21 protein-coding genes are annotated in these 22,719 nt (G+C 71.8%); 15 read left to right on the plus strand and 6 right to left on the minus strand.

Annotated features, from left to right (window positions below; genetic code table 11):
* The first annotated feature begins 24 nt into the window (after positions 1–24).
* Positions 25–666, plus strand: a complete 642-nt coding sequence (locus BT98_RS0112165) for a hypothetical protein (RefSeq protein ID WP_019462597.1) — start codon at positions 25–27, stop codon at positions 664–666.
* 52 nt (positions 667–718) lie between these two features.
* Here BT98_RS0112165 and BT98_RS0112170 read toward each other — a convergent pair whose 3' ends face one another.
* Positions 719–2,572, minus strand: coding sequence for a PHA/PHB synthase family protein (locus tag BT98_RS0112170; RefSeq protein ID WP_019462598.1), 1,854 nt, complete (start codon positions 2,570–2,572; stop codon positions 719–721).
* A 136-nt stretch (positions 2,573–2,708) separates the two neighbouring features.
* Between BT98_RS0112170 and BT98_RS26150 the strand changes: the two genes are divergently transcribed.
* The 6 genes from BT98_RS26150 to BT98_RS0112200 all read left to right on the plus strand — a co-directional run bounded on the left by BT98_RS26150 (position 2,709) and on the right by BT98_RS0112200 (position 10,064).
* Positions 2,709–3,323, plus strand: a complete 615-nt coding sequence (locus tag BT98_RS26150) for a hypothetical protein (protein ID WP_147292478.1) — start codon at positions 2,709–2,711, stop codon at positions 3,321–3,323.
* A 188-nt stretch (positions 3,324–3,511) separates the two neighbouring features.
* Positions 3,512–4,735 (plus strand): LL-diaminopimelate aminotransferase, encoded by a 1,224-nt coding sequence (locus BT98_RS0112180; RefSeq protein WP_019462599.1) that lies wholly within the window; start codon positions 3,512–3,514, stop codon positions 4,733–4,735.
* The gene (locus BT98_RS0112185; RefSeq protein ID WP_019462600.1) at positions 4,732–6,024 is read left to right on the plus strand and encodes a homoserine dehydrogenase; all 1,293 of its coding nucleotides are present in this window, start codon (positions 4,732–4,734) and stop codon (positions 6,022–6,024) included. Before BT98_RS0112180 ends, BT98_RS0112185 begins: the two co-directional genes overlap by 4 nt.
* A 15-nt stretch (positions 6,025–6,039) precedes the next feature.
* Positions 6,040–7,029 (plus strand): class II fructose-bisphosphatase, encoded by a 990-nt coding sequence (gene glpX, locus BT98_RS0112190; protein ID WP_019462601.1) that lies wholly within the window; start codon positions 6,040–6,042, stop codon positions 7,027–7,029.
* A gap of 4 nt (positions 7,030–7,033) precedes the next feature.
* On the plus strand, positions 7,034–8,839 hold the full coding sequence (recJ, locus tag BT98_RS0112195; RefSeq protein WP_019462602.1) for a single-stranded-DNA-specific exonuclease RecJ: 1,806 nt from the start codon (positions 7,034–7,036) through the stop codon (positions 8,837–8,839).
* A gap of 214 nt (positions 8,840–9,053) precedes the next feature.
* Positions 9,054–10,064 carry a zinc-dependent alcohol dehydrogenase family protein gene (locus BT98_RS0112200; RefSeq protein WP_019462603.1) on the plus strand — a complete coding sequence of 337 codons (1,011 nt, stop codon included), beginning with the start codon at positions 9,054–9,056 and terminating at the stop codon, positions 10,062–10,064.
* A 48-nt stretch (positions 10,065–10,112) separates the two neighbouring features.
* Here BT98_RS0112200 and wrbA read toward each other — a convergent pair whose 3' ends face one another.
* Entirely contained in the window at positions 10,113–10,712 is a 600-nt protein-coding gene (gene wrbA / locus BT98_RS0112205) for an NAD(P)H:quinone oxidoreductase (RefSeq protein ID WP_019462604.1), read from the minus strand.
* A gap of 157 nt (positions 10,713–10,869) precedes the next feature.
* On the opposite strand from wrbA, the gene BT98_RS0112210 reads away from it, so the two are divergent.
* Positions 10,870–11,859: an NAD(P)-dependent oxidoreductase gene (locus BT98_RS0112210; RefSeq protein ID WP_037250733.1), complete on the plus strand. Its 990-nt coding sequence runs from the start codon at positions 10,870–10,872 to the stop codon at positions 11,857–11,859.
* A gap of 462 nt (positions 11,860–12,321) precedes the next feature.
* On the opposite strand, the gene BT98_RS0112215 is transcribed toward BT98_RS0112210, so the two are convergent.
* A complete protein-coding gene (locus BT98_RS0112215) occupies positions 12,322–13,518 on the minus strand; it encodes a phosphoglycerate kinase (protein ID WP_019462606.1) in 1,197 nt (398 codons plus the stop codon).
* A 326-nt stretch (positions 13,519–13,844) separates the two neighbouring features.
* Between BT98_RS0112215 and BT98_RS0112220 the strand changes: the two genes are divergently transcribed.
* On the plus strand, positions 13,845–14,543 hold the full coding sequence (locus BT98_RS0112220; protein WP_019462607.1) for a DUF6525 family protein: 699 nt from the start codon (positions 13,845–13,847) through the stop codon (positions 14,541–14,543).
* A gap of 81 nt (positions 14,544–14,624) precedes the next feature.
* Here BT98_RS0112220 and BT98_RS0112225 read toward each other — a convergent pair whose 3' ends face one another.
* The 3 genes from BT98_RS0112225 to tkt all read right to left on the minus strand — a co-directional run bounded on the left by BT98_RS0112225 (position 14,625) and on the right by tkt (position 18,093).
* Entirely contained in the window at positions 14,625–14,876 is a 252-nt protein-coding gene (locus BT98_RS0112225; protein ID WP_147292479.1) for a hypothetical protein, read from the minus strand.
* 97 nt (positions 14,877–14,973) lie between these two features.
* Positions 14,974–15,993: a type I glyceraldehyde-3-phosphate dehydrogenase gene (gap, locus tag BT98_RS0112230; RefSeq protein WP_019462609.1), complete on the minus strand. Its 1,020-nt coding sequence runs from the start codon at positions 15,991–15,993 to the stop codon at positions 14,974–14,976.
* A gap of 24 nt (positions 15,994–16,017) precedes the next feature.
* On the minus strand, positions 16,018–18,093 hold the full coding sequence (tkt, locus tag BT98_RS0112235; RefSeq protein ID WP_081798584.1) for a transketolase: 2,076 nt from the start codon (positions 18,091–18,093) through the stop codon (positions 16,018–16,020).
* Positions 18,094–18,247: 154 nt separating this feature from the next.
* On the opposite strand from tkt, the gene BT98_RS0112240 reads away from it, so the two are divergent.
* The 6 genes from BT98_RS0112240 (at position 18,248) to BT98_RS0112265 (ending at position 22,718) form a co-directional block, all read left to right on the plus strand.
* Positions 18,248–18,988, plus strand: a complete 741-nt coding sequence (locus BT98_RS0112240) for a VIT1/CCC1 transporter family protein (protein WP_019462611.1) — start codon at positions 18,248–18,250, stop codon at positions 18,986–18,988.
* Positions 18,989–19,070: 82 nt separating this feature from the next.
* Positions 19,071–19,862 carry an aldolase gene (locus BT98_RS0112245; protein WP_019462612.1) on the plus strand — a complete coding sequence of 264 codons (792 nt, stop codon included), beginning with the start codon at positions 19,071–19,073 and terminating at the stop codon, positions 19,860–19,862.
* Positions 19,863–19,910: 48 nt separating this feature from the next.
* On the plus strand, positions 19,911–20,609 hold the full coding sequence (locus BT98_RS0112250) for an MgtC/SapB family protein (protein WP_019462613.1): 699 nt from the start codon (positions 19,911–19,913) through the stop codon (positions 20,607–20,609).
* 39 nt (positions 20,610–20,648) lie between these two features.
* Entirely contained in the window at positions 20,649–21,029 is a 381-nt protein-coding gene (locus BT98_RS0112255; protein WP_019462614.1) for a VOC family protein, read from the plus strand.
* A gap of 91 nt (positions 21,030–21,120) precedes the next feature.
* Positions 21,121–22,311 (plus strand): class I SAM-dependent rRNA methyltransferase, encoded by a 1,191-nt coding sequence (locus tag BT98_RS0112260; protein WP_026033466.1) that lies wholly within the window; start codon positions 21,121–21,123, stop codon positions 22,309–22,311.
* Entirely contained in the window at positions 22,308–22,718 is a 411-nt protein-coding gene (locus BT98_RS0112265) for a DUF3293 domain-containing protein (protein WP_037250676.1), read from the plus strand. The genes BT98_RS0112260 and BT98_RS0112265 overlap by 4 nt, the downstream gene beginning before the upstream one ends.
* Position 22,719 lies beyond the last annotated feature (1 nt).

A 22,719-nucleotide genomic window follows, 5' to 3' on the forward strand; every position in this document is an offset into this window, starting at 1 on the left:
GCGCCGGGGATGGGAAGACAGTCTATGCAACGACGATTCCTGCTGCTGGCCCTGCTGCCGCTCGCCGCCTGCGCCGAACTGCGCGCCCCGCGCCGGCCGATCCCGCCGCCGCCCGGCCTGCTGGCCGGCCCCGACCAGGGGCGGCAGGCGATCCGGGAACTCGACGCGGCCTTCCGCAACGGCGCCGCCGCGCTGCGCGGCCATCCGGACCGGATGGCACGGGCCGCGGCGATCCTGGAATGGCTCTGCACGGACCTCGCCAGCAACCCGCGCTGGAACCCGGTCTCGCCGGGGGTGAAGCAGGTCGTCTACACCGCCCGCGACGAGGTGCGGAACGCCCTGGGCATCCAGCCGGAGGTGACGGGACAGGAGGCGGCCTCGGTCATGGCCCAGGTCGCCCGGGAACTGGCCGATGGGCAGGAGGTGCGCGCCCAGGCGCTGCTGGAGGACGAGCGCCGCTTCCGCAACGGCGGGGAGCGGGTGATCGCCCGGCTGCGCGACCCGGGCCCCCTGCCGAACAGCGAGATCGCCCTCGGCGCATTGGCGCAGGAGGTGGCGCGGCTGGATTCGGTGAACGGTTGGGTGGTGCAGCCCGCCGCCGATCCCTCGCTGACCGGCACGCGCGGGCTGGAGGACGATTCCTACCGCCCCACACCGGGCTTCTGACCGCCGCCCCCAACCGGGTTCTCCGGCCAGGGGGCGGCGGCGGGCGCCGCGATCAGTCCTGCGCCATCACCTTCACGTACTCGCCCGGCGCATCGGCCAGGGCCGGCAGCTTGCCGGCGCCCGGCTCCCGGGCGGGCACCTGCGCGTGGTCGAGGCCCGTGACCCAGCGCTGCCAGTCCGGCCACCAGGACCCGGCGAGCTCGGTCGCACCCTCCAGCCATTCCTCCGGATCGGCGGGCAGCGCCTCGTTGGTCCAGTGGCTGTACTTGCCGCTCTCGGGCGGGTTCACCACCCCTGCGATATGCCCCGAGGCGGCGAGCACGAAGCGGATCGGCCCGCCATAGATCTGCGTGGCGCGATAGGTGCTCTTCCAGGGCGCGATATGGTCCTCGCGCGTCGAGAGCAGGTAGACGGGGATCTTGATCTTCCGCAGGTCGATCGGCACCCCGTCCAGCGTGATCCCCCCCGGCTTCACCAGGTCGTTCTGCTGGTACATGCGGCGCAGGTAGAAGCTGTGCATCCTCGCCGGCATGCGCGTGCTGTCGTCGTTCCAGAACAGCAGGTCGAAGGGGAAGGGCTCCTGCCCCAGCAGGTAGTTCTGGACCACGAAGCTCCAGATCAGGTCGTTGGCGCGGAGCATGTTGAAGGTGTTGGCCATCTCCCCGCCCGCGAGGAATCCGCGCTCGCCCATCTTCTGCTCGACGGCCTTGAGCTGCACCTCGTCGATGAAGACGCTGATCTCGCCCGCCTCCTCGAAGTCCGTCATGGTGGTGAAGAAGGTGGCGCTCCTGATGCGCGTGTCGCGCTTCGCCGCCATGTGCGCGAGCGTCGCCGCCAGCAGCGTGCCGCCGAGGCAGTAGCCGATGGCATTGACGTTGCGCTCCCCCGTCGCCTGCTGGATCGCGTCCAGCGCGGCATAGGGGCCCTCCTTCATGTAGTCCTCGAAGTCCTTCTCCGCGAGCTGCTCGTCCGGATTGACCCAGGAGCAGACGAAGACCGTATGCCCCTGCGACACCGCCCAGCGGATCAGGGAGTTCTTCGGCCGCAGGTCGAGGATGTAGAACTTGTTGATCCAGGGCGGCAGCAGCAGCAGCGGCCGCTTGAGCACCTTCTCCGTGGTGGGGCTGTACTGGATCAGCTCCATCAGGTCGTTGCGGTACACCACCTTGCCCGGCGTCACCGCGATGTTCTCGCCGATCGCGAACTTGCTGCGATCGGTCATGCTGATGCGCAGGTTGCCCTTGCCGCGCTCCAGGTCGGTCAGGAGGTTGGTCAGCCCCTTCAGCAGGTTCTCGCCGCCCGTCTCGGCGGTGCGGCGCAGCACCTGCGGGTTGGTCATCAGGAAGTTCGTGGGGCTCATCGCATCCACGAACTGGCGCGTGTAGAAATCGACCTTCTGGGCGTTCTTGGGGTCGAGCTCGCTCTCGGTGCCCCGCACCACGTTCTGCATGTACCGCGCGGACAGCAGGTAGGACTGCTTGATGAAGTCGAAGACCTCGTTCTCGCGCCAGGCCTCGTCCTTGAAGCGCTTGTCCTTGCTGTCCTCGGAGATGACCGGCTGGACCTCGCCCCCCATCATGCGGCGGGCGGTGTTGCCCCAGAGGGTGAGATAGTCCTGCCAGAAGCCCATCTGGGCCTGCATCAGCCGGGCCGGGTTGGCCATCAGCCGGCTGGCCATCTCCATGAAGGCGCCGCCGAGGTTGAAGGGATCGAGCGGCGTGCCGCCCTCCACCTGCGGCATGCCGCCGGGGCGGCCGCCCAGCTTCTCCGCGGTGTCGCCCTGGCGCCGGATGAAATCGGCGACGATGCGCTGGCTGCGTTCCGCGACATCGGCCATGGTCCGGCTCACCAGGGCGGGGTCCGGCAGGCGGAAACCAGGATCGGGCGTCTTGTCACTCTGGCTCATCGGCGTGTTCCTGGTGCTCTCCCGGCCTGTGGCATCCGGTGGCTTCACGCTTCGCCGGTTCTGCGGCAAACCTCGGTCCGAAGGGTATGGACCGGTGGGAATGCCCCGCGGGAACCCGGCCGGGCGGGAAGTGCAGATGATCCACAAGCCGATCAAACCTAGGTTGCGCGGGCAGGGGCGGCAAGCAGCCGCGCCGCTTTTGGCGCTGCGGCATCGGCCGCGCCTGCCGCGGTCGCTGGGCCTGCTGGCCTGCCTGCTGTCGCTGGGCGCCTGCGTCGGCTCGCCGGGCGAGGGGCCCTTCGACTTCGTGCGCCAGATCCGCGGCAACGGCCTGGACGGGCGCGCGGCGCCGCCGGGGCTGGAGGAGGGCTTTCCCAACCTGGCCCGCATCCCCCCCCGCCCCGCCCGGGGCGAGGCCTCGGTGCGCGAACAGCTGACCACCGCGCTCGCCACCAACCGGGCCGCGGCGGCGCAGCCCGTCGCGCCGGACGCGCCGGTGCCCGACCCGCCGCGCGCCCCGGGGGCGGAGCTGGTGCCGCACAGCCCGCCGCCGCCGCCGAGCCTGGCCTCGGCCCCGGCCATCGGTCCCGGCGCCTCGACCCCGGCGCTGCGCTCCGGCGCCCCCGATCCGGGCAGCGCCCCGCCCGCCGCGCCGCCGGCCGAGATGCTGGCGCCCCCCTCGGCCCCCCCGGCGCCGCCCGCGCCGGACCTGCTGGCCCCGCCCGCCGCGCCGAAGCCGGGAACTCCCTGAGCCGGGAACCCCCTGAGCCGGGAACCCCCTGAACGGACCGGCGCCGTGCGGAGTGGCCTCCCCCCGGTCCCTCCCGCCGGGCACGGGGCGGCTCCCCGGCAGGGTCGTTGCCCGATGGCCTCGCGCTGCGGCGCGAGGAGGGCTACCCTGGAAGCTTCGACGAACCGAGGGCCCGAAGGGCTACACCCATGAGTGACGATTTCCACCGCATCCGCCGCCTTCCCCCCTATGTCTTTGCCGAGGTGAACGGCGCCAAGGCCAAGGCGCGTGCCGCCGCGGAGGACATCGTGGACCTCGGCATGGGCAACCCCGACAGCCCCACGCCGCCGCATATCGTGGCCAAGCTGGTGGAGGCGGTGCAGGACCCGCGCACCCACCGCTATTCCGCCTCCAAGGGCATCCCCGGGCTGCGCAAGGCGCTGGCGAACTACTACGCCCGCCGCTTCAACGTGCAGCTCGACCCGGAAACCGAGGTCGTGGCCACGCTGGGCTCGAAGGAAGGGCTGGCGAACCTCGCCCAGGCCATCACCTCGCCCGGCGACACGATCCTGGTGCCGAACCCGTCCTATCCGATCCACCAGTTCGGCTTCATCATCGCCGGCGCCTCGGTGCGCAGCATCCCGCACACGCCGGACGAGGAGATGCTGCGCGCCATCGACCGCGCGGTGCGCCATTCCGTGCCCGCGCCCACCGCGCTGATCGTGAACTTCCCCTCCAACCCGACGGCGCTGCTGGCCGATCTCGACTTCTACCGGGAGGTCGTGGCCATGGCGCGGAAGCACGGCTTCTACGTGCTCTCCGACCTCGCCTATGCCGAGCTGTACTTCGGCGACAAGGTCCCCCCCTCCATCCTGGAGGTCCCGGGCGCCAGGGACGTGGCCGTGGAGTTCACCTCCATGAGCAAGACCTACAACATGCCCGGCTGGCGCATGGGCTTCGCCGCCGGCAACCGCAAGCTGATCGCCGCGCTGACGCGGGTGAAGTCCTATCTCGACTACGGCGCCTTCACGCCGATCCAGGTCGCCGCCACCGCCGCGCTGAACGGGCCGCAGGACTGCGTGGCCGAGATGCGGACCCTGTACCGCGACCGGCGCGACCTGCTGGTCAAGGGGCTGCGGCAGGCGGGCTGGGACGTGCCGCTGCCGGAGGGCTCGATGTTCGTCTGGGCGCCGATCCCGGAGCGCTTCGCCCATCTCGGCTCGGTGGAGTTCTCCAAGCTGCTGCTGGCCCGGGCCAAGGTCGCCGTCGCCCCCGGCATCGGCTTCGGCGAATACGGCGACGGCCATGTCCGCATCGCCACGGTGGAGAACGCGCAGCGCATCCGCCAGGCGCTGCGCGGCATCCGCTCCTTTCTGGCCGCCGATAACGGCGGCCCCTCGACCGACACTTCCGCGGAGCTCGTGCGCGCTTGACCCGTCCCCTTTCCGTCGCCCTGGCCGGTCTCGGCACCGTCGGCGCGGGCACCCTGCAGATCCTGCGCGCGAATGCCGAGCTGATCGCCGCCCGCGCCGGCCGCCCCATCGCCGTGACCGCCGTGGCGGCGCGCGACCGCTCGCGCGACCGCGGCATCCCGCTGGACGGGCTGCGCTGGTACGACGACCCCGTCGCCCTCGCCCATGATCCGGCGGTGGACGTGGTGGTCGAGGCGATCGGCGGTTCCGAGGGCGCCGCCCGCGCCACGGTCGAGGCGGCGCTCGCCGCCGGCAAGCCGGTGGTGACGGCGAACAAGGCGCTGCTCGCCGTGCACGGCGCCGCGCTGGCCCGCTCGGCGGAGATGCGGGGCGTGCCGCTGGCCTTCGAGGCGGCGGTGGCCGGCGGCATCCCGGTCATCAAGGCGCTGCGCGAGGGGCTGGCGGCCAACCGCTTCCAGCGCGTCACCGGCATCCTGAACGGCACCTGCAACTACATCCTGACGCAGATGCGCGAGCGCGGGCGGGAATTCGCCGAGGCGCTCGCCGACGCCCAGCGGCTGGGCTATGCCGAGGCCGACCCCTCCTTCGACATCGACGGCGTGGACGCGGCGCACAAGCTCGCCATCCTGGCCGCGCTCGCCTTCGGCCGCCCGGTGGACTTCTCCGCCGTGCATGTCGAGGGCATCCGCAACGTCACCGCGCTCGACATCAAGCTGGCCGAGGAACTCGGCTACCGCATCAAGCTGCTGGGCCTGGCGCGCTGCACCGAGCGGGGCGTGGAGACGCGGGTGCATCCCTGCATGATCCCCGCCGCCTTCCCGCTGGCCCGCGTGGACGGCGTCTTCAACGCCGTGGTGGCGGAGGGCGACTTCGTCGGCCGCGTGGTGCTGGAAGGCCGCGGCGCGGGCGCCGGGCCGACCGCCTCGGCCGTGGTGGCGGACCTGATCGACATCGCGCGCAACCGGCACACGCCCGTCTGGGGCGCCGGCCTGGACGACCTCGCGCCGCTGCCCTCCCTGCCGATGGAGGAGCGCACCGGCGCCTACTACCTGCGGCTGATGGTGGTGGACCGGCCCGGCGTCATCGCCGACGTGACCGGCGCGCTGCGCGATTCCGGCATCAGCCTGGAATCCATGCTGCAGCGCGGCCGCGCCCCGGGCGAGGCGGTGCCCGTGGTGCTGACCACGCATGATTCGTCGGAGCGCGCGATGCGCAAGGCCATCGCGCGGATCGAGGCTTTGGAGACGGTGCTGGAATCCCCGGCGCTGATCCGGATCGAGAGTTTCTGAGGAGAGCGGGAAGCGATGAGCGAAAGCGGCATGTCCCTGAAGGCGGACCGCAACCTGGTCATGGAGCTGGTCCGGGTGACCGAGGCGGCGGCGCTCGCCTGCTCCTCCTGGATCGGGCGGGGCGACAAGAACGCCGCCGACGGCGCGGCGGTGGACGCCATGCGCCGCGCCTTCGATGCGGTCGCCATCGCCGGCACCGTGGTCATCGGCGAGGGCGAGATGGACGAGGCGCCGATGCTCTACATCGGCGAGAAGGTGGGCCTCGGCGGGCCGGAGATGGACATCGCCGTGGACCCGCTGGAAGGCACCAACATCTGCGCCACCGGCGGGCCGAACTCCATCGCCACGCTGGCGGTGGCGGAAAAGGGCGGCTTCCTGCACGCGCCCGACATCTACATGGACAAGCTCGCCATCGGCCCCGGCCTGCCGGAAGGGGTGGTGGACCTCGACGCCTCGCCCGAGGAGAACCTGCGCGAGCTGGCCAAGGCCAAGAAGGTCTCGATCAACGACCTGATGGTCTGCACCCTGGGCCGCGACCGCCACAAGCCGCTGATCGAGGCCTGCCGCCGCGCCGGGGCGCGCATCACCCTGCTGCCGGATGGCGACGTGGCCGGCGTGGTGGCCTGCGCGCAGGAGGATTCGGGCATCGACATCTACATGGGCTCGGGCGGCGCGCCGGAGGGCGTGCTGGCCGCCGCCGCATTGCGCTGCACCGGCGGCCAGATGCAGGGCCGCCTGCTCTACGAGGACGACGCGCAGATCGCCCGCGCCAAGGAGATGGGCATCACCGACCCGAACCGGAAGTTCCTGGTGGAGGACATGGCCAGGGGCGACGTGATGTTCGCCGCGACCGGCGTGACCTCCGGTGCCTTCCTGCGCGGCGTGCGCCGCACCAAGACCGGCGCGGTGACGCATTCCATCATCATGCGCTCCAAGACCGGCACGGTCCGCTACATCGAGGGCCACCACAACTCCCAGCGCAAGCCCGGCAGCTTCTTTGCCTGAGGGAATGGGGCCTGAGGGGCTGACCGCATCGGTGGCGGCGGAGCCTGTGCTGGGGGTGGCGCAGAGCGTCACCGGCCGGCGCTGGCTCTGGCGCGGCGGCGACGAGCGCCTGGGCCTCGCCATCGCGCAGCGGCTGGAACTCCCCGAGATCGTCGGCCGCCTGCTCGCCGGGCGCGGCGTGACCGCGGACACCGCGACGGATTTCCTCGATCCGACGCTGCGCGCGCTGCTGCCCGACCCGTCCTGCCTGAAGGACATGGATACGGCGGCGGCGCGGCTCGCCGATGCCGCGCGCCGGGGCGAGCATGTGGCCGTCTATGGCGACTACGACGTGGACGGCGCCTGCGCCGGCGCGCTCACCGTGCGCGTGCTGCGGGATCTGGGCTGCGAGGTCACGCATTACGTCCCCGACCGCATCCGGGAAGGCTACGGCCCCAACGGGCCGGCCATCGCCGGGCTCTGCGACCGGGGCGCGACGCTGGTTGTCTGCGTCGATTGCGGCATCGCGGCGCATGAGGCGCTGGAGGCGGCGCGCGGCCGGGCGGATGTGGTGGTCCTCGATCACCACAAGTCCGAGGGCCCGGTGCCCGATGTCGCGGCGGTGGTGAACCCGAACCGCCTCGACTGCCCCTCCGGCCTGCGGCATCTCTGCGCCGCCGCCGTCTGCTTCCTGGCCGCGGTGGCGCTGCTGCGCACGCTGCGCCGCACCGGCTTCTTCGCCCACCGGGCGGAGCCGCGCCTGCTGGCGCTGCTGGATCTGGTGGCGCTGGCCACGGTCTGCGACGTGATGCCGCTGGTGGGGCTGAATCGCGCCCTGGTGGCGCAGGGCCTCAAGGTCATGGCCCGGCGCGAACATGCCGGGATCGCCGCGCTGCTGGAGATGGCGGCGGTGAAGGAGGCCCCCACCGCCCATACGCTGGGCTTCGTGCTCGGGCCGCGCATCAACGCCTCCGGCCGGATCGGCGAGCCCGACCTCGCGCTGCGCCTGCTGCTGCTGGACGACCCGGTCGAGGCACGCGCCATCGCCGCCCGGCTCGACGAGGTGAACCGCCGGCGGCAGGAGGTGGAGGCCGACGTGCTGACCGGCGCCTTCGCCGAGGCGGAGCGGCAGGCCGAGGCTGGCAGCCCCGTGCTGATGATCTGCGGCGAGGGCTGGCATCCCGGCGTGGTCGGCATCGTGGCCGGGCGGGTGAAGGAACGCTTCAACCGCCCGACCCTCGTGGCCTCGCTGGCCGAGGGGCTGGCGCGCGGCTCGGGCCGCTCGGTGCCGGGGGTGGACCTCGGCGCGGCGGTGATCGCGGCACGGCAGTCCGGCCTGATGCTGACCGGCGGCGGCCACGCCATGGCGGCCGGCTTCTCCTTCGAGGCGGGACGGATCGAGGAGGTGCGCGCCTTCCTCCACGAGCGTCTGGGCCATGCCAACGCGCTGCCCGCCGCGGCGGACCTGTCGGTGGAGGGCACGATCAGCGTCCAGGCGGCAACGGCGGGCTTCGCGGCGGAGGTCGGGCGGCTGGCGCCCTTCGGCCCCGGCAACGAGGAGCCGGTCTTCGCCATCCGCCGCGCCCGCATCGTCCGCGCCGACCGCGTGGGGCGGGAGGGAGGCACCGTCCGCGCCTTCCTGGAAGGCGAGGGGGGAGGGCGCCTGAAGGCCGTCTGCTTCCGCGCCAAGGAAGGCCCGCTGGCGCACCTCCTGCTCAATTCCGGCGGCCTGCCGCTGCATCTCTGCGGCACGCTGCGGGCGGAAAGCTGGAACGGCACGGTCTCCGCCTCGCTGCACGTCCAGGACGCCGCCCCGGCCCTGGAAGGCTGACCCAGGCAGCGGCGCCTCCCGGCCGCGCCGCGCTTCGTGGCCGGCCACCGGGGGAAAAGGTGAAGCCTTGTCCCCCGGAACGGCGCAACGACTCGGCCCGCTGACGCGCGGGCAAGGCGGTGCAGGGTTGAAACCCTGGCGTCCGGCCCCCATTCCGGAGCGGGGTCCCGGCAATCGGGCCGGCGGGCCCCGCATGGAACGGGGAGTCGCGACGATGCGCGCCTATCATCTGCCCAAGGCCGGGGCGATCGAGGACCTCACCCTCACCGCCCTGGAAACGCCACGCCCGGCCCGCCGGCAGGTGCTGGTGCGGATGCGGGCGGCCTCGCTGAACTACCGCGACCTGCTGGTGGCCACCGGCCGCTACGGCAAGGCGGAGGTCCGGCCGGGGCTGGTGCCGTTGTCCGACGGGGCGGGCGAGGTCGCGGCGGTGGGGCCGGACGTGACCCGGGTGAAGGAAGGCGACCGGGTGGCCGGCATCTTCATGCAGGGCTGGATCGCCGGGCCGCCCGACGAATCCTACCGCGCCACCGCCCTGGGCGGCTCCATCGACGGGGTGCTGGCCGAATACGTGCTCTTCGAGGAAGAGGGGCTGGTCCACCTGCCGGAACACCTGTCCTTCGAGGAAGGCGCCTGCCTGCCCTGCGCCGGGGTGACGGCCTGGAACGCTCTGACCGCGCTGCGCCCGGTCGGGCCGGAACAGACAGTGCTGCTGCTGGGCACGGGCGGCGTCTCGATCTTCGCGCTGCAACTCGCCCATGCCGCGGGGGCGCGGGTGATCGTGACCTCCTCCTCCGACGAGAAGCTGGCGCGGGCGAAGGAACTGGGCGCCGCCGAGGGCGTGAACTACCGCACCCACCCGGACTGGGAGAAGGAGGTCTGGGCGCTCACCGGCAAGCGGGGCGTGGACCATGTGGTGGAGGTCGGCGGGGCAGGGACCCTGCCGAAATCCATCGCCGCGAGCCGCGTGGGCGGGGCCGTCCACCTCATCGGCGTGCTGACCGGGGGGCAGATCGACCCGCTGCCGGTCATGCAGAAGGCCATCGACCTGCGTGGCGTCTTCGTCGGCTCGCGCGAGATGTTCGAGGCGATGAACCGCGCCGTCGCCTTCCACCGGATCCAGCCGGTGATCGACCGGGTCTTCCCCTTCGAGGAAGCCCAGGCCGCCTATCGCCACCTGGAGAGCCAGGCGCATCTCGGCAAGGTGGTGATCCGCTTCGCCTGAGGCGGCAGCCGGCCGGGGGCAGGCAAGGCCCGCCCCCGGTCCCCTGCTTCAGCCCGCGAGCTTCGCGGCGATCTTCGCCACATGCGCGCCCTGGAAGCGGGCGAGCTCCAGCTCGTTCGTGGAAGGCTGCCGCTGCCCCTGCCCGCCGGCGATGGTGGAGGCGCCGTAAGGCGTGCCGCCGCTCACCTCGTCCAGCGTCACCAGCCCCTGCGCCGAATAGGGCAGGCCGACCAGCACCATCCCGTGGTGGAACAGCATCGTGTGCAGGCCCATCAGCGTCGTCTCCTGCCCGCCATGCTGGCTGGCGGTGGAGGTGAAGGCGGAGCCGACCTTGCCGATCAGCGCGCCCTTCGCCCAGAGGCCGCCGGTCTGGTCCCAGAACTGCGCCATCTGCGAGGTCAGCCGGCCATAGCGGGTCGGGCTGCCGACGATGATGGCATCGTACTCGGCCAGTTCCTGCGGGCTGGCCACGGGCGCCGCCTGGTCCGCCTTGCCGCCGGCCGCGGCGAAGGCCGCCGGGTCCATGATCTCGGCCACGCGCTTGACCGTCACCTCGGCCCCGGCGCCGCGCGCGCCCTCGGCCACCGCCTGCGCCATGGTCTCGATATGGCCGTACATCGAGTAGTAGAGGACCAGAACCTTGGTCATGCCGTGTCTCCTCGGGGAAAACCCGGTCGCAGACTTGGACCGGGCGAGGGGACCACGCCATCCGGGGCGTTATCATATCTCGTAATGGCGGCGATGGGCCCCGCGGATCGGCCGCCGGCCGGTGGCGCGTCGCGGCGCTTCCTGGCATTCGGAGGCGATGCGCCTCCACATCCAGAATCCCCCCGCCTCCGACCTCCGCATCACCCCGGCCCAGTGGGCGGCGGCGATCGCGCGCCACCCGGACATGGCCGGCATCGCCATGACCATGGCGGAAGACCCCCGGGGCCTGGAGGAAGGGCTGCGCGAGGCCGAGGTGCTGGTGACCTGGACGGGACTGCCCGGCGATCCCCTCCGCGCGGGGCCGTTGCGGCAACGCGCGCCGCGCCTGCGCATCCTGTCCTTCACCTCGGCCGGGGTGGACCGGCTGGCGCCCTTCGACTGGCTGCCGGAGGGCGTGGCGATGCTCAACAACCGCGGCACCCATGGGGACAAGGCGGGCGAGTTCGCCATCATGGCCCTTCTGATGCTGCGCAACCACATCCCCTTCTTCGCGGAATGCCAGCGGGAGGGACGCTGGGCGCCGCGCCTCGCCCCCAGCCTGGCCGGCGCCACGCTGGGCGTGCTGGGCCTGGGCGCGCTGGGCGGCGCCACGGCCCGCCGGGCGCGGCAGTTCGGCATGCGGGTCCTGGGCATCCGCCACGGCAGCGATCCCCATCCGGACTGCGACGAGACCTTCCCGCAGGAGGCGCTCGATTCAGTGCTGCCGCGCTGCGACATGCTGGTCCTGGCCTGCCCGCTCACCCCACGGACGCGCGGCATCCTGTCGCGGGAGCGCCTGTCGCGGCTGCCGCGCGGGGCAGGGGTGGTCAACATCGCGCGCGGCCTGGTCTGGGACCAGGATGCCGTCTGCGACCTGCTGGAAAGCGGCCACCTTTCGGCCTGCCTGACCGATGTGGCGGTGCCGGAGCCGCTGCCGCCGGAAAGCCGGCTCTGGCGCACGCCGGGCCTGTTCGTGACGCCCCACATGTCGGCGGACGACCCGCTGGTCTACAACGACCGCACGCTGGACATCCTGTTCGAGAACCTGCGGGCTGAAAGCAAGGGGAACCCCCTGCCGAACCGCGTCGATCCCGGGCGCGGCTACTGAGGGAACGCGGCTGACGGCAAGGGCGGCCGCGGAGCCGAGGCCGGCATGGGCGGCGCGCACCGGACAGTTTGCCCTGCCCGGCACGCACCGCACCAGCCGGAGCGGGGAAAGGAAAGTCCCCCCGGACCGGGCCTCGATCCATGCCGGACCGCAACCCTGCCCTCTCCCACGCCCGGTATTGGCATCCGGGCATGGCTCAGGTGGCGCGGCAGCGCCCCCTCGGCAAACCGGATGCACGAAACATTCAGGCCATGGCCGACCCTCCATGACGAGGGCCGGGGGCCAGATGCGAATGCTTCGCAGGATAGCGGATGAAGAGCGTCTCGCAAGAGACCGTAACACGCGGCGGGATTCCCGCAATAACCGAACATGGGCCGGAAGGCGGGAGACCGGAAACAAAGCGAAAGAGGCCGGGGCGGTCATCCCGCCCCGGCCCCACCGGTTCCCCCGCTCCGCGACGGCTCAGGCCGCTTCCAGCGCCTTCACGCCGGGCAGGGTCTTGCCCTCCAGCCATTCCAGGAAGGCGCCGCCGGCGGTGGAGACATAGGTCATGCGGTCGATCACCCCCGCATGGCGCAGCGCCGAGACCGTGTCCCCGCCACCGCCGATCGACTTCAGCCCGGCCGAGGCGCCCAGCGCCGCCACGGTCTGCGCCACGGCCACGGTGGCCGTGTCGAAGGGCGGCGTCTCGAAGGCACCCAGCGGCCCGTTCCACACCAGGGTGGAGGCGGAGCGCAGCTTGTCCTCGATCAGCTCCACCGTCTTCGGGCCGACATCCAGCGCCATCATGTCATCCGGCACCGCATCCACCGGCACCGTCCGCGTGGCCACATTCGCCTCGAAGCGCGGCGCCACCACGAGATCCACCGGCAGCACGATCTCGCAGCCCGTCTTCGCCGCCTCCTCCATGATCTGCCGGGCGGTGTCGTGCATCTCCGCCTCCTGCAGCGACTTGCCCATGGAATGACCCTGCGCCGCCAGGAAGGTGTTCGCCATGGCGCCGCCGATCACCAGCACATCCACCTTCTTCGACAGGTTGCCGAGCAGGTCGAGCTTGGTGGACACCTTGGAGCCGCCGACGATCGCCACCACCGGCCGCGACGGGTTGCCCAGCGCCGCGTCCAGCGCCTCCAGCTCGCCCTGCATCAGCCGCCCGGCATAGGAGGGCAGCAGCTTCGCCACGCCCTCGGTCGAGGCATGGGCGCGGTGCGCGGCGGAAAACGCATCGTTCACATACACATCCGCGATCTTCGCCAGCCCCTGCGCCAGCGCCGGATCGTTCTTCTCCTCGCCGGCATGGAAGCGTGTGTTCTCCAGCAGCAGCACGTCGCCATCCGACAGCTTCGCCACCGCCGCCTCGGCCTCGGGGCCCACGCAGTCACCCGCGAAAGCCACCGGCCTGCCCAGCGCCTTGCTCAGCGCGTCGGCCATCGGCTTCAACGACATCTCCGGCACGACCTTGCCCTTGGGCCGGTCGAAATGGGAGCACAGGATCACCTTCGCCCCCTTGTCGGCCAGCTCCTTCACCGTCGGCACGAGACGGTCGATCCGGGTCATGTCGGAGATCTTGCCGTCCCGCACCGGCAGGTTCAGGTCGGCCCGGAGCAGGACACGCTTGCCCTTGGGGTCGAGCGTGTCGAGGGTGCGGAAAGCTGGCATGGGAAGGTCCTGATCCTGGGGAAAGGTCTGACTTACACAGCAGCCGCCTCTCTAGCATCGGCACGGAAGCCGATCCAGTTGCCCACCCGGCACCGCCATCCCGCGCCGCCCCCGTCGCACGGCGCCGGAGGGCGCGCTCCGGAGACTGCCCCCGCACGCACCGCCACGGTCGTGGAGGCCCGGCGGCTTCACCCACCGGAGCGACGGCCCCCATGGACGGATGGAGCCTCGCGGCACCCCGCCCCAACGGCACCGCATGGGTGCCGAGCCCCCGGCGATGAAAGCCGCGATTCCCCGCCGCGCCCGCCTCCGGTAGAAGCCCGCGCATGGACAACAGCACGGCCATGAAGCCCCGCAGCCGGCTCAAGGGCGATCCCTACCAGGCCTATGAGCAACTTCCGGCCGAGGTGCGCCGTGCCTTGCAGGAATCGCTGGTCGACTGGTGCCCCCTGCGCGCCCGCGAATGGCACCTGGACCTGCTGCGCCGCGATCGCCTCCGTCCCGCGCAGGCCGCCGCCGCCCTGGTCCAGGCCATCCGCACCCACGACCAGGCTGAGATCGCCGCCTTCGCGAAGACCTGGCCCAAGGGTGCCGAGGCCTACCCGCACCTCGCTGCGGGCGCGAGCCTGCAGCGCTACGCCGGCTCCGAAGGCATCCCCGCCGTCCCGACCCGCACGAGGTCCGAAAGCCGTGCCGAAACCAGAGCCGCCGCACAACCCAGCGCCACCCCGATCCCCCCGAATCCGGGGCCCCGGGCCGAAGCCAGGGCCGATGCGAAGGCCAGCGCAGCGAAAGCCGGGGCAGGGGTGAAGGGCGAACCCGCCACCGGAGTCGTCGCCGCGGCGCGTACCGGCTCCGCCGCCAGGACCGGCGCGAAGTCCGGTCCCGTCAAACCCGGCGCACCCAAACCCAGCCGCCTCAAAGCCCGGACCAACCGATCCCGCCCCGCCAAGCCCCGATCCAAGATCAAGCCGAGGGCCAGGACCCGCGGCAAGCACCCGGCGGGCCGCCGCGCCCGGCGCTGAGGCCGGGCACCGCCCGGTTCGCGCCGAGGCAGGCGACGATGCGCCTTGCTTTCCCACTCCACCTCGGCTATAGGAATAAAATCAGCATCCTGCCGTGCCCCGCCGCCGCACAATCCGCAGCGCCTCCACCAGCACGTCCCGGGTGATCCCCTGCTTGCCGAACATCGCCTCCGCCTCGCCCAGCGTGGCCGACACCGCCGGCCGCAACCGCAGCGTTCCTTGCTCCATCCAGCATTCCAGGTGCCTTGGGTTCCCGAGCGCCTCGCGCACTCCCCGCCGCAACGTCACCTGTCCCTGGGGCGAGACCTTGAGCAGAACCTTCTTGCCAGGCATGGCAAAGTCCTCCATCCGTCCAGGCGGATAAAGGACTAAAATCCTAAAACAGTAAAGAAAAAAGGCCGGGGAAGCGAACTCCCCCGGCCCGGCCGTCTCAGAGCTTGCCGAGATAGGCGGCGGTGTCGCTCATGCGGTTCGAGAAGCCCCACTCGTTGTCGTACCAGGACATCACGCGCACCAGCCCGCCATCGACCACCTGCGTCTGCGTCGCGTCGAAGGTGGAGGAATGCGGGTCGTGGTTGAAGTCCACCGAGACCAGCGGCGCGGTGTTGTAGCCGAGGATGCCCTTCAGCTCGCCCTCCGAGGCCTCCTTCAGGGCGGCGTTGACCGCCTCCTTGGTCAGCCCCTCGGTCTTGCCCGGCACGAAGTCCAGGCTGACCAGCGAGACGTTCGGCGTCGGGATGCGGATGGCGGTGCCGTCCAGCTTGCCCTTCAGCTCCGGCAGCACGAGGCCCACGGCCTTCGCCGCGCCCGTCGAGGTCGGGATGGCCGAAACCGCCGCCGCGCGCGCGCGGTGCAGGTCCTTGTGCAGCGTGTCCACCGTGTTCTGGTCACCCGTATAGGCATGGATGGTGACCATGTAGCCGCGCAGGATGCCAAACTTCTCGTGCAGCACCTTGGCGATCGGCGCCAGGCAGTTGGTGGTGCAGGAGGCGTTGGACACGATCCTGTCCTCGGCCGTCAGCGTCTTGTGGTTCACGCCATAGACGATGGTCTTGTCGGCGCCCTCGCCGGGGGCGGAGATCAGCACCTTGCGGGCGCCGGTGCCGAGCAGGACCTGCGCCTTCTCGCGCGCCGTGAAGATGCCGGTGCACTCGGCGGCGATGTCCACGCCGTCCCACTTCAGCTTGGTCGGGTCGCGCTCGGCCGAGACCTTGATCGGGCCCCAGGTCTTGCCATGGGCCTTGATGGTGATGCTGTCGCCCTCGACGATCACCTCGCCGGGGAAGCGGCCATGCACGCTGTCATAGCGGAAGAGGTGGGCATTCGCCTCGACGGAGCCGAGGTCGTTGATGGCGACGAACTCGACATCGTCGCGCCCGCTCTCGCAGGCGGCGCGCAGCACGAGACGCCCGATGCGGCCGAAGCCGTTGATGGCGACCTTAACAGCCATGAGACGAACCCCTTTTTCTCTGAGTTACGACAGTTTCTTCCGGACGGTGGCCGCGATGGCCTCCGCCGTGATGCCGAAATGGGGATACAGGTGTTCCGCCGGCGCGCTAGCGCCGAAGCCCTGCATCCCGATGAAAACTCCGTCAGCGCCGGTCCAGCGATCCCAGCCGAAGCCGAGCGCCGCCTCGATGCCGATGCGCAGCCCCTTGCCCAGCACCGCGTCCTGGTGCTGCGCGTCCTGCAGGGCGAAGATCTCCCAGCAGGGCAGCGACACGACGGCGGTGGGGATGCCCTCCGCCTCCAGCGCCTCGCGTGCCGCCATGGCGATATGGACCTCGGAACCGGTGGCCACCAGGGTCGCCTTCCGCTCGCCCGAGGCTTCCGCCAGGACATAGCCGCCGCGGGCGCAGCGGTTCTCGCCCGCCTCGCCGCGCAGGGCGGGAAGGTTCTGGCGCGACAGGGCCAGCACGCTCGGTCCGTCGACGCGGCGCAGGGCGAGTTCCCAGCACTCCGCCGTCTCCAGCGCATCCGCCGGGCGGAAGACAAACAGGTTGGGCATGGCGCGCAGCGAGGCCAGCGTCTCCACCGGCTGGTGGGTCGGCCCGTCCTCGCCCAGGCCGATGCTGTCATGCGTCAGCACATGCACGACCCGCTGCTTCATCAGCGCGGCAAGGCGCAGCGAGGGGCGCAGGTAGTCGGCGAAGACCAGGAAGGTGCCGGAATAGGGGATCAGCCCCCCATGCAGCGCCAGGCCGTTCATCGCCGCGGCCATGCCGTGCTCGCGGATGCCATAATGGATATAGCGGCCGGAGAAGTTGTCCGGCGTGACCGAGGGAATGCCCTTGACGTTGGTGTTGTTGGACCCCGTCAGGTCGGCCGAGCCGCCGATCATCTCGGCGATGGACGGCACCAGCACCTCCAGCGCGCGCTGCGAGGCGATGCGGGTGGCGATCTTCGGCTTGTCCTCGGCGACCTTGGCCTTGTAGGCGCCGAAGGTCTCCGCCCAGTCGTCCGGCAGGCGGCCCGACATGGCGCGCTCGAACTCGGCGCGCTGCGGGTGCTTGGCCAGGCGCTTGAGCCAGGACCGGCGGGTGCCGCCGGCACGCCGGCCGGCCGCCTCCCACTCGCCCTTGATCCCCTCGGGGATCTCGAAGGGCCCGTGGTTCCAGCCCAGCGCCGACTTCGCCGCCGCGGCCTCGTCCGCACCCAGCGCGGCGCCGTGGCTGGCGGCGGTGCCGGCCTTCTTCGGCGCCGAGAAGCCGATGATGGTGCGGCAGGCGATGATCACCGGCTTGCGCGACTTCTGCGCCCAGCTGAGCGCCGAGGCGATCTCCTCGTGGTCGTGGCCGTTGATCCGCCGCGTCGCCCAGCCATAGGCGCGGTAGCGGGCCAGCACGTCCTCCGAGAAGGAGATGGCGGTGTCACCGTCGATCGAGATGTGGTTGTCGTCCCACAGCACGCAGAGCTTGGCGAGATTCAGGTGCCCGGCCAGCGAGGAGGCCTCGTGGCTGATGCCTTCCTGCAGGTCGCCGTCGGAGGCGATCACCCAGGTGCGGTGGTCCACCAGCGACTTGCCGAAGCGCGCGGCCAGCAGGCGCTCGGCCATGGCGAAGCCGACGGCGGTGGAGATGCCCTGGCCCAGCGGGCCGGTGGTCATCTCGATGCCGGGATGCTCGCCATATTCCGGGTGGCCGGCGGCGGGGGAGTGGAGCTGGCGGAAGCGCTGCAACTCCTCGATGCCCATGCCCGCCTGCCCGGTGAGGTGCAGCAGCGCATAGAGCAGCATCGAGCCATGGCCGGCCGAGAGGATGAACCGGTCGCGGTCCGCCCAGCGGGGGTCGTCGGCATCGTTCTTGAGGAATCGGGTCCAGAGGACCGTGGCCACGTCGGCCATGCCCATGGGCATGCCGGGATGGCCGGATTTCGCCTTCTCGACGGCGTCGATCGCCAGCACCCGGATGGCATCGGCCATCCGGCGCACCGGCGTTGCCGCTTGTGCCAGGATCGCTGCCTGGGCGGCGAGGGCGGGGTTGGGTGGCGCGGGCGCCTGGGAATCTGGTTCGGTCGTGGCCAAGGCGTGATCTCCGAAGCGTGAGTTCATAGAGGGGGGCGCCCGATCCGCCAACCCTGAGCGGCTTATTGCGATGCGGCAAGACCCCTGCAAAGGCGTCGCATCCGCAGAGTTCATGGGAATTTCAATGGGATAGATGTTTATTGGCTCGCCTTGCCCGATCCGGTGCGGCAGCTTCGGCGGCATGGACAGCCTGGCTTTCGACCAATCCGGCCTGCCGGCGATGCCCCCGGGCCCGCCGCACCAGGAACAGCACGCCACGTCCTCGCCCCTGGTGCGGGACCTCGTCATCGGCACGGCGGACGGGCTGACGGTGCCCTTCGCCCTGGCGGCGGGCCTGTCCGGGGCGGTGGCGGCCAATCCGCTGATCGTGACCGCCGGCCTGGCGGAACTCGCGGCCGGCTGCATCGCCATGGGGCTGGGCGGCTATCTGGCGGCGCGCAGCGAGGCCGACCGCTACGCCTCCGAATATCGCCGGGAGTGGGATGAGACGGCGGACTATCCGGCGCGGGAGCGCTGGGAAGTGGCGGCGATCTTCCATCGCCAGGGGCTGCGGGGGGACACGCTGCAGGCCGCGACCGAGGCGATCTGCGCCGACCGGCAGCGCTGGGTGGATTTCATGATGCGCTTCGAGCTGGAGCTGAGCGCCCCAACGCCCGGCGAGGCGCCCCGCTCCGCGCTGCGCATCGGCGGCTCCTACGTGGCCGGCGGGATGGTGCCGCTGCTCCCCTACATGCTGCTGGACGACACGCCGCGGGCGCTGCTGGTATCCAGCCTGGTGACCGGGTTGGCGCTTCTCGCCTTCGGCTGGCTCAGGGCGCGGGCCACCGGAATGCCGCGCCTGGCGGGTGCCTTGCAGACGGCCGTGATCGGCGCCGTGGCGGCCGGCGCCGCTTTCGGCATCGCGCGGCTGGTCAGCGGATGAGGTCCGGGGCCAGCCGCGCCTTGCCCTCCGGCGCCGCCGGGGCGAGGCTTCCGGCCGACATCAAGGCAGGGACCGGTCAGCCATGGCCCATGAATTCCAGACCGGCGGCACGGCGCCCGCCATCCTCCGCAACGCCGCGCTCGATTCGGAAGCGATCCAGGAGGCGCGGCGCGACCTCGCCGCCTGCTTCCGCATGGCGGCGCGGCTGGGTCTGCAGGAAGGCATCTGCAACCATTTCTCCGCCCTGGTGCCGGGCCATGACGGGCTGATGCTGGTGAACCCCTATGGCTGGGCCTTCGAGGAGCTCACCGCCTCCCGCCTGCTGGTCTGCGACTTCCAGGGAAACGTGCTGGCCGGGGAGGGCAGGCCGGAGGCGACCGCCTTCTACATCCATGCCCGGCTGCACATGCGCCACCCCCGCGCCGTGGCGGCCTTCCACACGCACATGCCCAACGCCACCGCCCTGTCGATGACCGAAGGGCCGCCGCTGCTCTTCGCCGGGCAGACGGCGCTGAAGTTCTTCGGCCGCGTCGCGGTGGACGAGGACTACAACGGCCTCGCCCTCGACGAGCGGGAAGGGGACCGGATCGCGGCGGCGATGGGGGAGGCGGATATCGGCTTCCTCAAGAACCACGGGGTGATGGTGGTCGGCCCGACCATCGCCGAGGCCTGGGACGACCTCTACTACCTGGAGCGCGCCGCCGAGGCCCAGCGCCTGGCCCTTTCCACCGGAAGGCCGCTGAAGATCGTGCCCGAGCCGGTGGCGCGAGAGGCGGCGGCGCGGATGCGGGAAGGCGACCCGGAAAGCGCGCGCCTGCACCTCGCCAGCATCCGCCGCATCCTGGGCCGCGAGGCGCCGGACTACGCCGGCTGAGGCCCCCGCCCCGGAAATGCCCGCGACGTGAGAGCTCCGTAGAAACCGATGCACACCGATCCCGTCTGGTCCGACATCGCCCTCCGACTGCTCCTGGCGGCGCTGGCCGGGGCCGCCTTCGGCATGAACCGGGAGGCCAAGGGGCATGCCGCCGGGCTGCGCACGACCCTGCTGGTCTGCCTGGCCGCGGCCCTGGCGATGCTGCTGGCCGATGTCCTGATGACCACCACCCGCCGCCCCGACCACGGCGTGATCAGCATGGACGTGATGCGCCTGCCGCTCGGCATCCTGACCGGGGTGGGCTTCATCGGCGGCGGCGCGATCCTGCGCCAGGGCGGGACCGTGACCGGCGTCACCACCGCGGCGACGCTCTGGTTCGTGACGGTGGCCGGGCTCTGCCTGGGGGCCGGGGAGATCGGCCTCGGGGTCGCCGGAACGCTGCTGGGCCTCGGGGTGCTCTGGGTACTGAAATGGGTCGAGCGGCGGCTGTGGCATGTCCAGGGCGCGACGCTGCTGCTGGTGGGCGACAGCGCCGTGCTGCGAAGCCTGGACATGGAAACCCGCTTCGCTGGGCTGGGTTACGAGACCTTGCGGCAGGCGGTCATCTATCGCGAGAACGGCCGGACCTGCTCGCGGCGCTACAATCTGCGCTGGCGCGGGCGGTACGGCAGCCGCCGGCAGGTTCCCTCCTTCCTGGAGGAGATCGCCGCCCTGCCAGGCATGCGCGAGGTCCGCTGGTCGCCCTGAGCCGGCGGCGGATGGAAATGTCAGGATGAGGTTGAGGACATGATCGACCGGCTGGACCATCTGGTGCTGACGGTGCGCGACATCGCGCGGACGCGGGACTTCTACGTGCGCGGCCTGGGAATGCGGGAGGAGGTCTTCGGCGGCGGGCGCGTGGCGCTCTGCTTCGGGCGGCAGAAGTTCAACCTGCACGAGGCGGCGGGGGCCCCGGTCCTGCCGCGCGCCGCGAACCCGACGCCGGGCAGCGCGGATTTCTGCCTGATCGCCGACCGGCCGCTGGAAGCGGTGATCGTTCTGCTGGAGGAGCGCGGGCTGGCGATCGAGCTCGGCCCGGTGGACCGCGCCGGGGCCACGGGGCCGATCCGCTCGGTCTATCTGCGCGATCCGGACGACAATCTGGTGGAGATCTCGGAATACCGCTGAGGCGTGGGGCCGACCCCTTCGGCCGACCCTTTTGGCAGCCTCCTTTGGCAGATGGACAGCGGCGGCGCCCGGCGGCATGGTCCGCGCCTTCATGACGAATTCCGACATTCCCCCGATCCGCCTGCTGCCCGGCCGCGAGCGCCGGGCCAAGGCGGGGCATCCCTGGATCTTCTCCAACGAGGTCGCCACCGGCGCGGCCACCAAGGCGCTGGTGCCCGGCGGGCTGGTGCGGGTGGAGGGCGACGATGGCAGCCGCCTCGGCCTGTACCAGTACAACCCGCATTCCCTGATCGCCGGCCGGCGCCTCAGCCGCGATCCCGACGCGGCGGCCGGCCCCGGCTTCTGGCGCGAAAGGCTGGCCGCGGCGCTGGCGCTGCGCGAGCGGCTGCGCGACGGGCCCTATTACCGCCTCGCCCATGCCGAGGCCGATGGCCTGCCGGGGCTGGTGCTCGACCGCTATGGCGACGTGCTGGCGCTGCAGGCCAACACCGCCGGCATGGAGCTGGCCACGCCGGACATCCTCGCGGCGCTGCGCGACCTGCTGCCGCTCCGCGCCGTGGTGGCGCGAAACGACGCCTCGGTGCGCGGGCTGGAAGGGCTGCCGCAGGAGGTCCGGCTCCTGGCTGGCGGGGATGCCCGCGCCACCGTGGAGGAAGGCGGCGTCGCCTTCTCGGTGGACCCGCTGGGCGGCCAGAAGACCGGCTGGTTCTATGACCAGCGGGACAACCGCGCCCGGGTGGCGGCGCTGGCGCGCGGGCAGACGGTGCTGGACGCCTTCTGCCATACCGGCGGCTTCGGGCTGCAGGCGGCGAAGGCCGGGGCGAGCGAGGTGACGCTGCTCGACCGTTCCGAGCACGCCCTGGCCACGGCGCGCGAGACGGCGGAGCGCAACGGCCTCGCCGACCGCGTCGCCTATCGCCGGGGCGAGGCGATGGAAAGCCTGGAGGCGCTGGCGGCGGAGGGGCGGCAGTTCGGCATCGTGGTGTCCGACCCCCCGGCCTTCGCCAAGACGCGCAAGGACCATGGGCCGGCGCTGCGGGCCTATGCCCGGCTGGCGCGGCTTTCCGCCCGGCTGGTGGCGCCCGGGGGCTTCCTCTTCATCGCCTCCTGCTCCCACCATGTCGGCACGGGCGAGTTCACCGACGCGGTGGTGGAGGGGCTGGGGCGCGCCCGGAGGGAGGGGCGGATCCTCGGCATCTTCGGGGCAGGGCCGGACCATCCGGTGCATCCGGCCCTGCCGGAAAGCGCCTATCTCAAGGGCGTGCTGCTGCACCTGTCGTGAACGGCGGAGCGGTGCCGGCGCGGCTGCGCGCCGCCTATCGCCGCGCCCGCTACGAGGCCGGCGGCGTTCCGGTCCGCATCGGCCGGCGCAGCCCCCGGCTGGACGCGCTGCTCGTCCGCCTCGGCGGGCATCCCTGTGCCCTGGCGGGCGGGCTGGTCACGGCCTGGAACCCGCTGGGCCGGCGCCTGCCGGAAGGCCGGAACCGCCGGAGGCAGGAGCGCCTGGAACGGCTCATCCGGCACCTGCCCAGCCTGCCCGCGCGCAGCGGCGAGGGGCGCTGGCGGGAGGAGCAGCGCCTGCTCCTGGCCGATCCGCGCCGGCTGGCCGTGCTGGGGCGCCGCTTCCGGCAGAACGCGGTGGTCCTCCTGGCCCGGGGACGGCCGGCCCGCCTCCTGTGGCTGCGCTAGG

The organism is Roseomonas mucosa ATCC BAA-692, assembly GCF_000622225.1.
GTDB classification, from domain to species: Bacteria; Pseudomonadota; Alphaproteobacteria; order Acetobacterales; family Acetobacteraceae; genus Roseomonas; species Roseomonas mucosa.

What these genes read in the sequence shown, in the direction of transcription:
- BT98_RS0112260 (WP_026033466.1), top strand. Translation starts at nt 21,121, where the DNA reads ATGACGAATTCCGACATTCCCCCGATCCGCCTGCTGCCCGGCCGCGAG.
- BT98_RS0112240 (WP_019462611.1), top strand. Translation starts at nt 18,248, where the DNA reads ATGGACAGCCTGGCTTTCGACCAATCCGGCCTGCCGGCGATGCCCCCG.
- BT98_RS0112215 (WP_019462606.1), bottom strand. Translation starts at nt 13,518, where the DNA reads ATGCCAGCTTTCCGCACCCTCGACACGCTCGACCCCAAGGGCAAGCGT.
- recJ (WP_019462602.1), top strand. Translation starts at nt 7,034, where the DNA reads ATGGGGCCTGAGGGGCTGACCGCATCGGTGGCGGCGGAGCCTGTGCTG.
- BT98_RS26150 (WP_147292478.1), top strand. Translation starts at nt 2,709, where the DNA reads ATGATCCACAAGCCGATCAAACCTAGGTTGCGCGGGCAGGGGCGGCAA.
- BT98_RS0112245 (WP_019462612.1), top strand. Translation starts at nt 19,071, where the DNA reads ATGGCCCATGAATTCCAGACCGGCGGCACGGCGCCCGCCATCCTCCGC.
- BT98_RS0112200 (WP_019462603.1), top strand. Translation starts at nt 9,054, where the DNA reads ATGCGCGCCTATCATCTGCCCAAGGCCGGGGCGATCGAGGACCTCACC.
- tkt (WP_081798584.1), bottom strand. Translation starts at nt 18,093, where the DNA reads ATGAACTCACGCTTCGGAGATCACGCCTTGGCCACGACCGAACCAGAT.
- gap (WP_019462609.1), bottom strand. Translation starts at nt 15,993, where the DNA reads ATGGCTGTTAAGGTCGCCATCAACGGCTTCGGCCGCATCGGGCGTCTC.
- BT98_RS0112210 (WP_037250733.1), top strand. Translation starts at nt 10,870, where the DNA reads ATGCGCCTCCACATCCAGAATCCCCCCGCCTCCGACCTCCGCATCACC.
- BT98_RS0112180 (WP_019462599.1), top strand. Translation starts at nt 3,512, where the DNA reads ATGAGTGACGATTTCCACCGCATCCGCCGCCTTCCCCCCTATGTCTTT.
- wrbA (WP_019462604.1), bottom strand. Translation starts at nt 10,712, where the DNA reads ATGACCAAGGTTCTGGTCCTCTACTACTCGATGTACGGCCATATCGAG.
- BT98_RS0112255 (WP_019462614.1), top strand. Translation starts at nt 20,649, where the DNA reads ATGATCGACCGGCTGGACCATCTGGTGCTGACGGTGCGCGACATCGCG.
- BT98_RS0112250 (WP_019462613.1), top strand. Translation starts at nt 19,911, where the DNA reads ATGCACACCGATCCCGTCTGGTCCGACATCGCCCTCCGACTGCTCCTG.
- BT98_RS0112220 (WP_019462607.1), top strand. Translation starts at nt 13,845, where the DNA reads ATGGACAACAGCACGGCCATGAAGCCCCGCAGCCGGCTCAAGGGCGAT.
- glpX (WP_019462601.1), top strand. Translation starts at nt 6,040, where the DNA reads ATGAGCGAAAGCGGCATGTCCCTGAAGGCGGACCGCAACCTGGTCATG.
- BT98_RS0112225 (WP_147292479.1), bottom strand. Translation starts at nt 14,876, where the DNA reads ATGCCTGGCAAGAAGGTTCTGCTCAAGGTCTCGCCCCAGGGACAGGTG.
- BT98_RS0112170 (WP_019462598.1), bottom strand. Translation starts at nt 2,572, where the DNA reads ATGAGCCAGAGTGACAAGACGCCCGATCCTGGTTTCCGCCTGCCGGAC.
- BT98_RS0112165 (WP_019462597.1), top strand. Translation starts at nt 25, where the DNA reads ATGCAACGACGATTCCTGCTGCTGGCCCTGCTGCCGCTCGCCGCCTGC.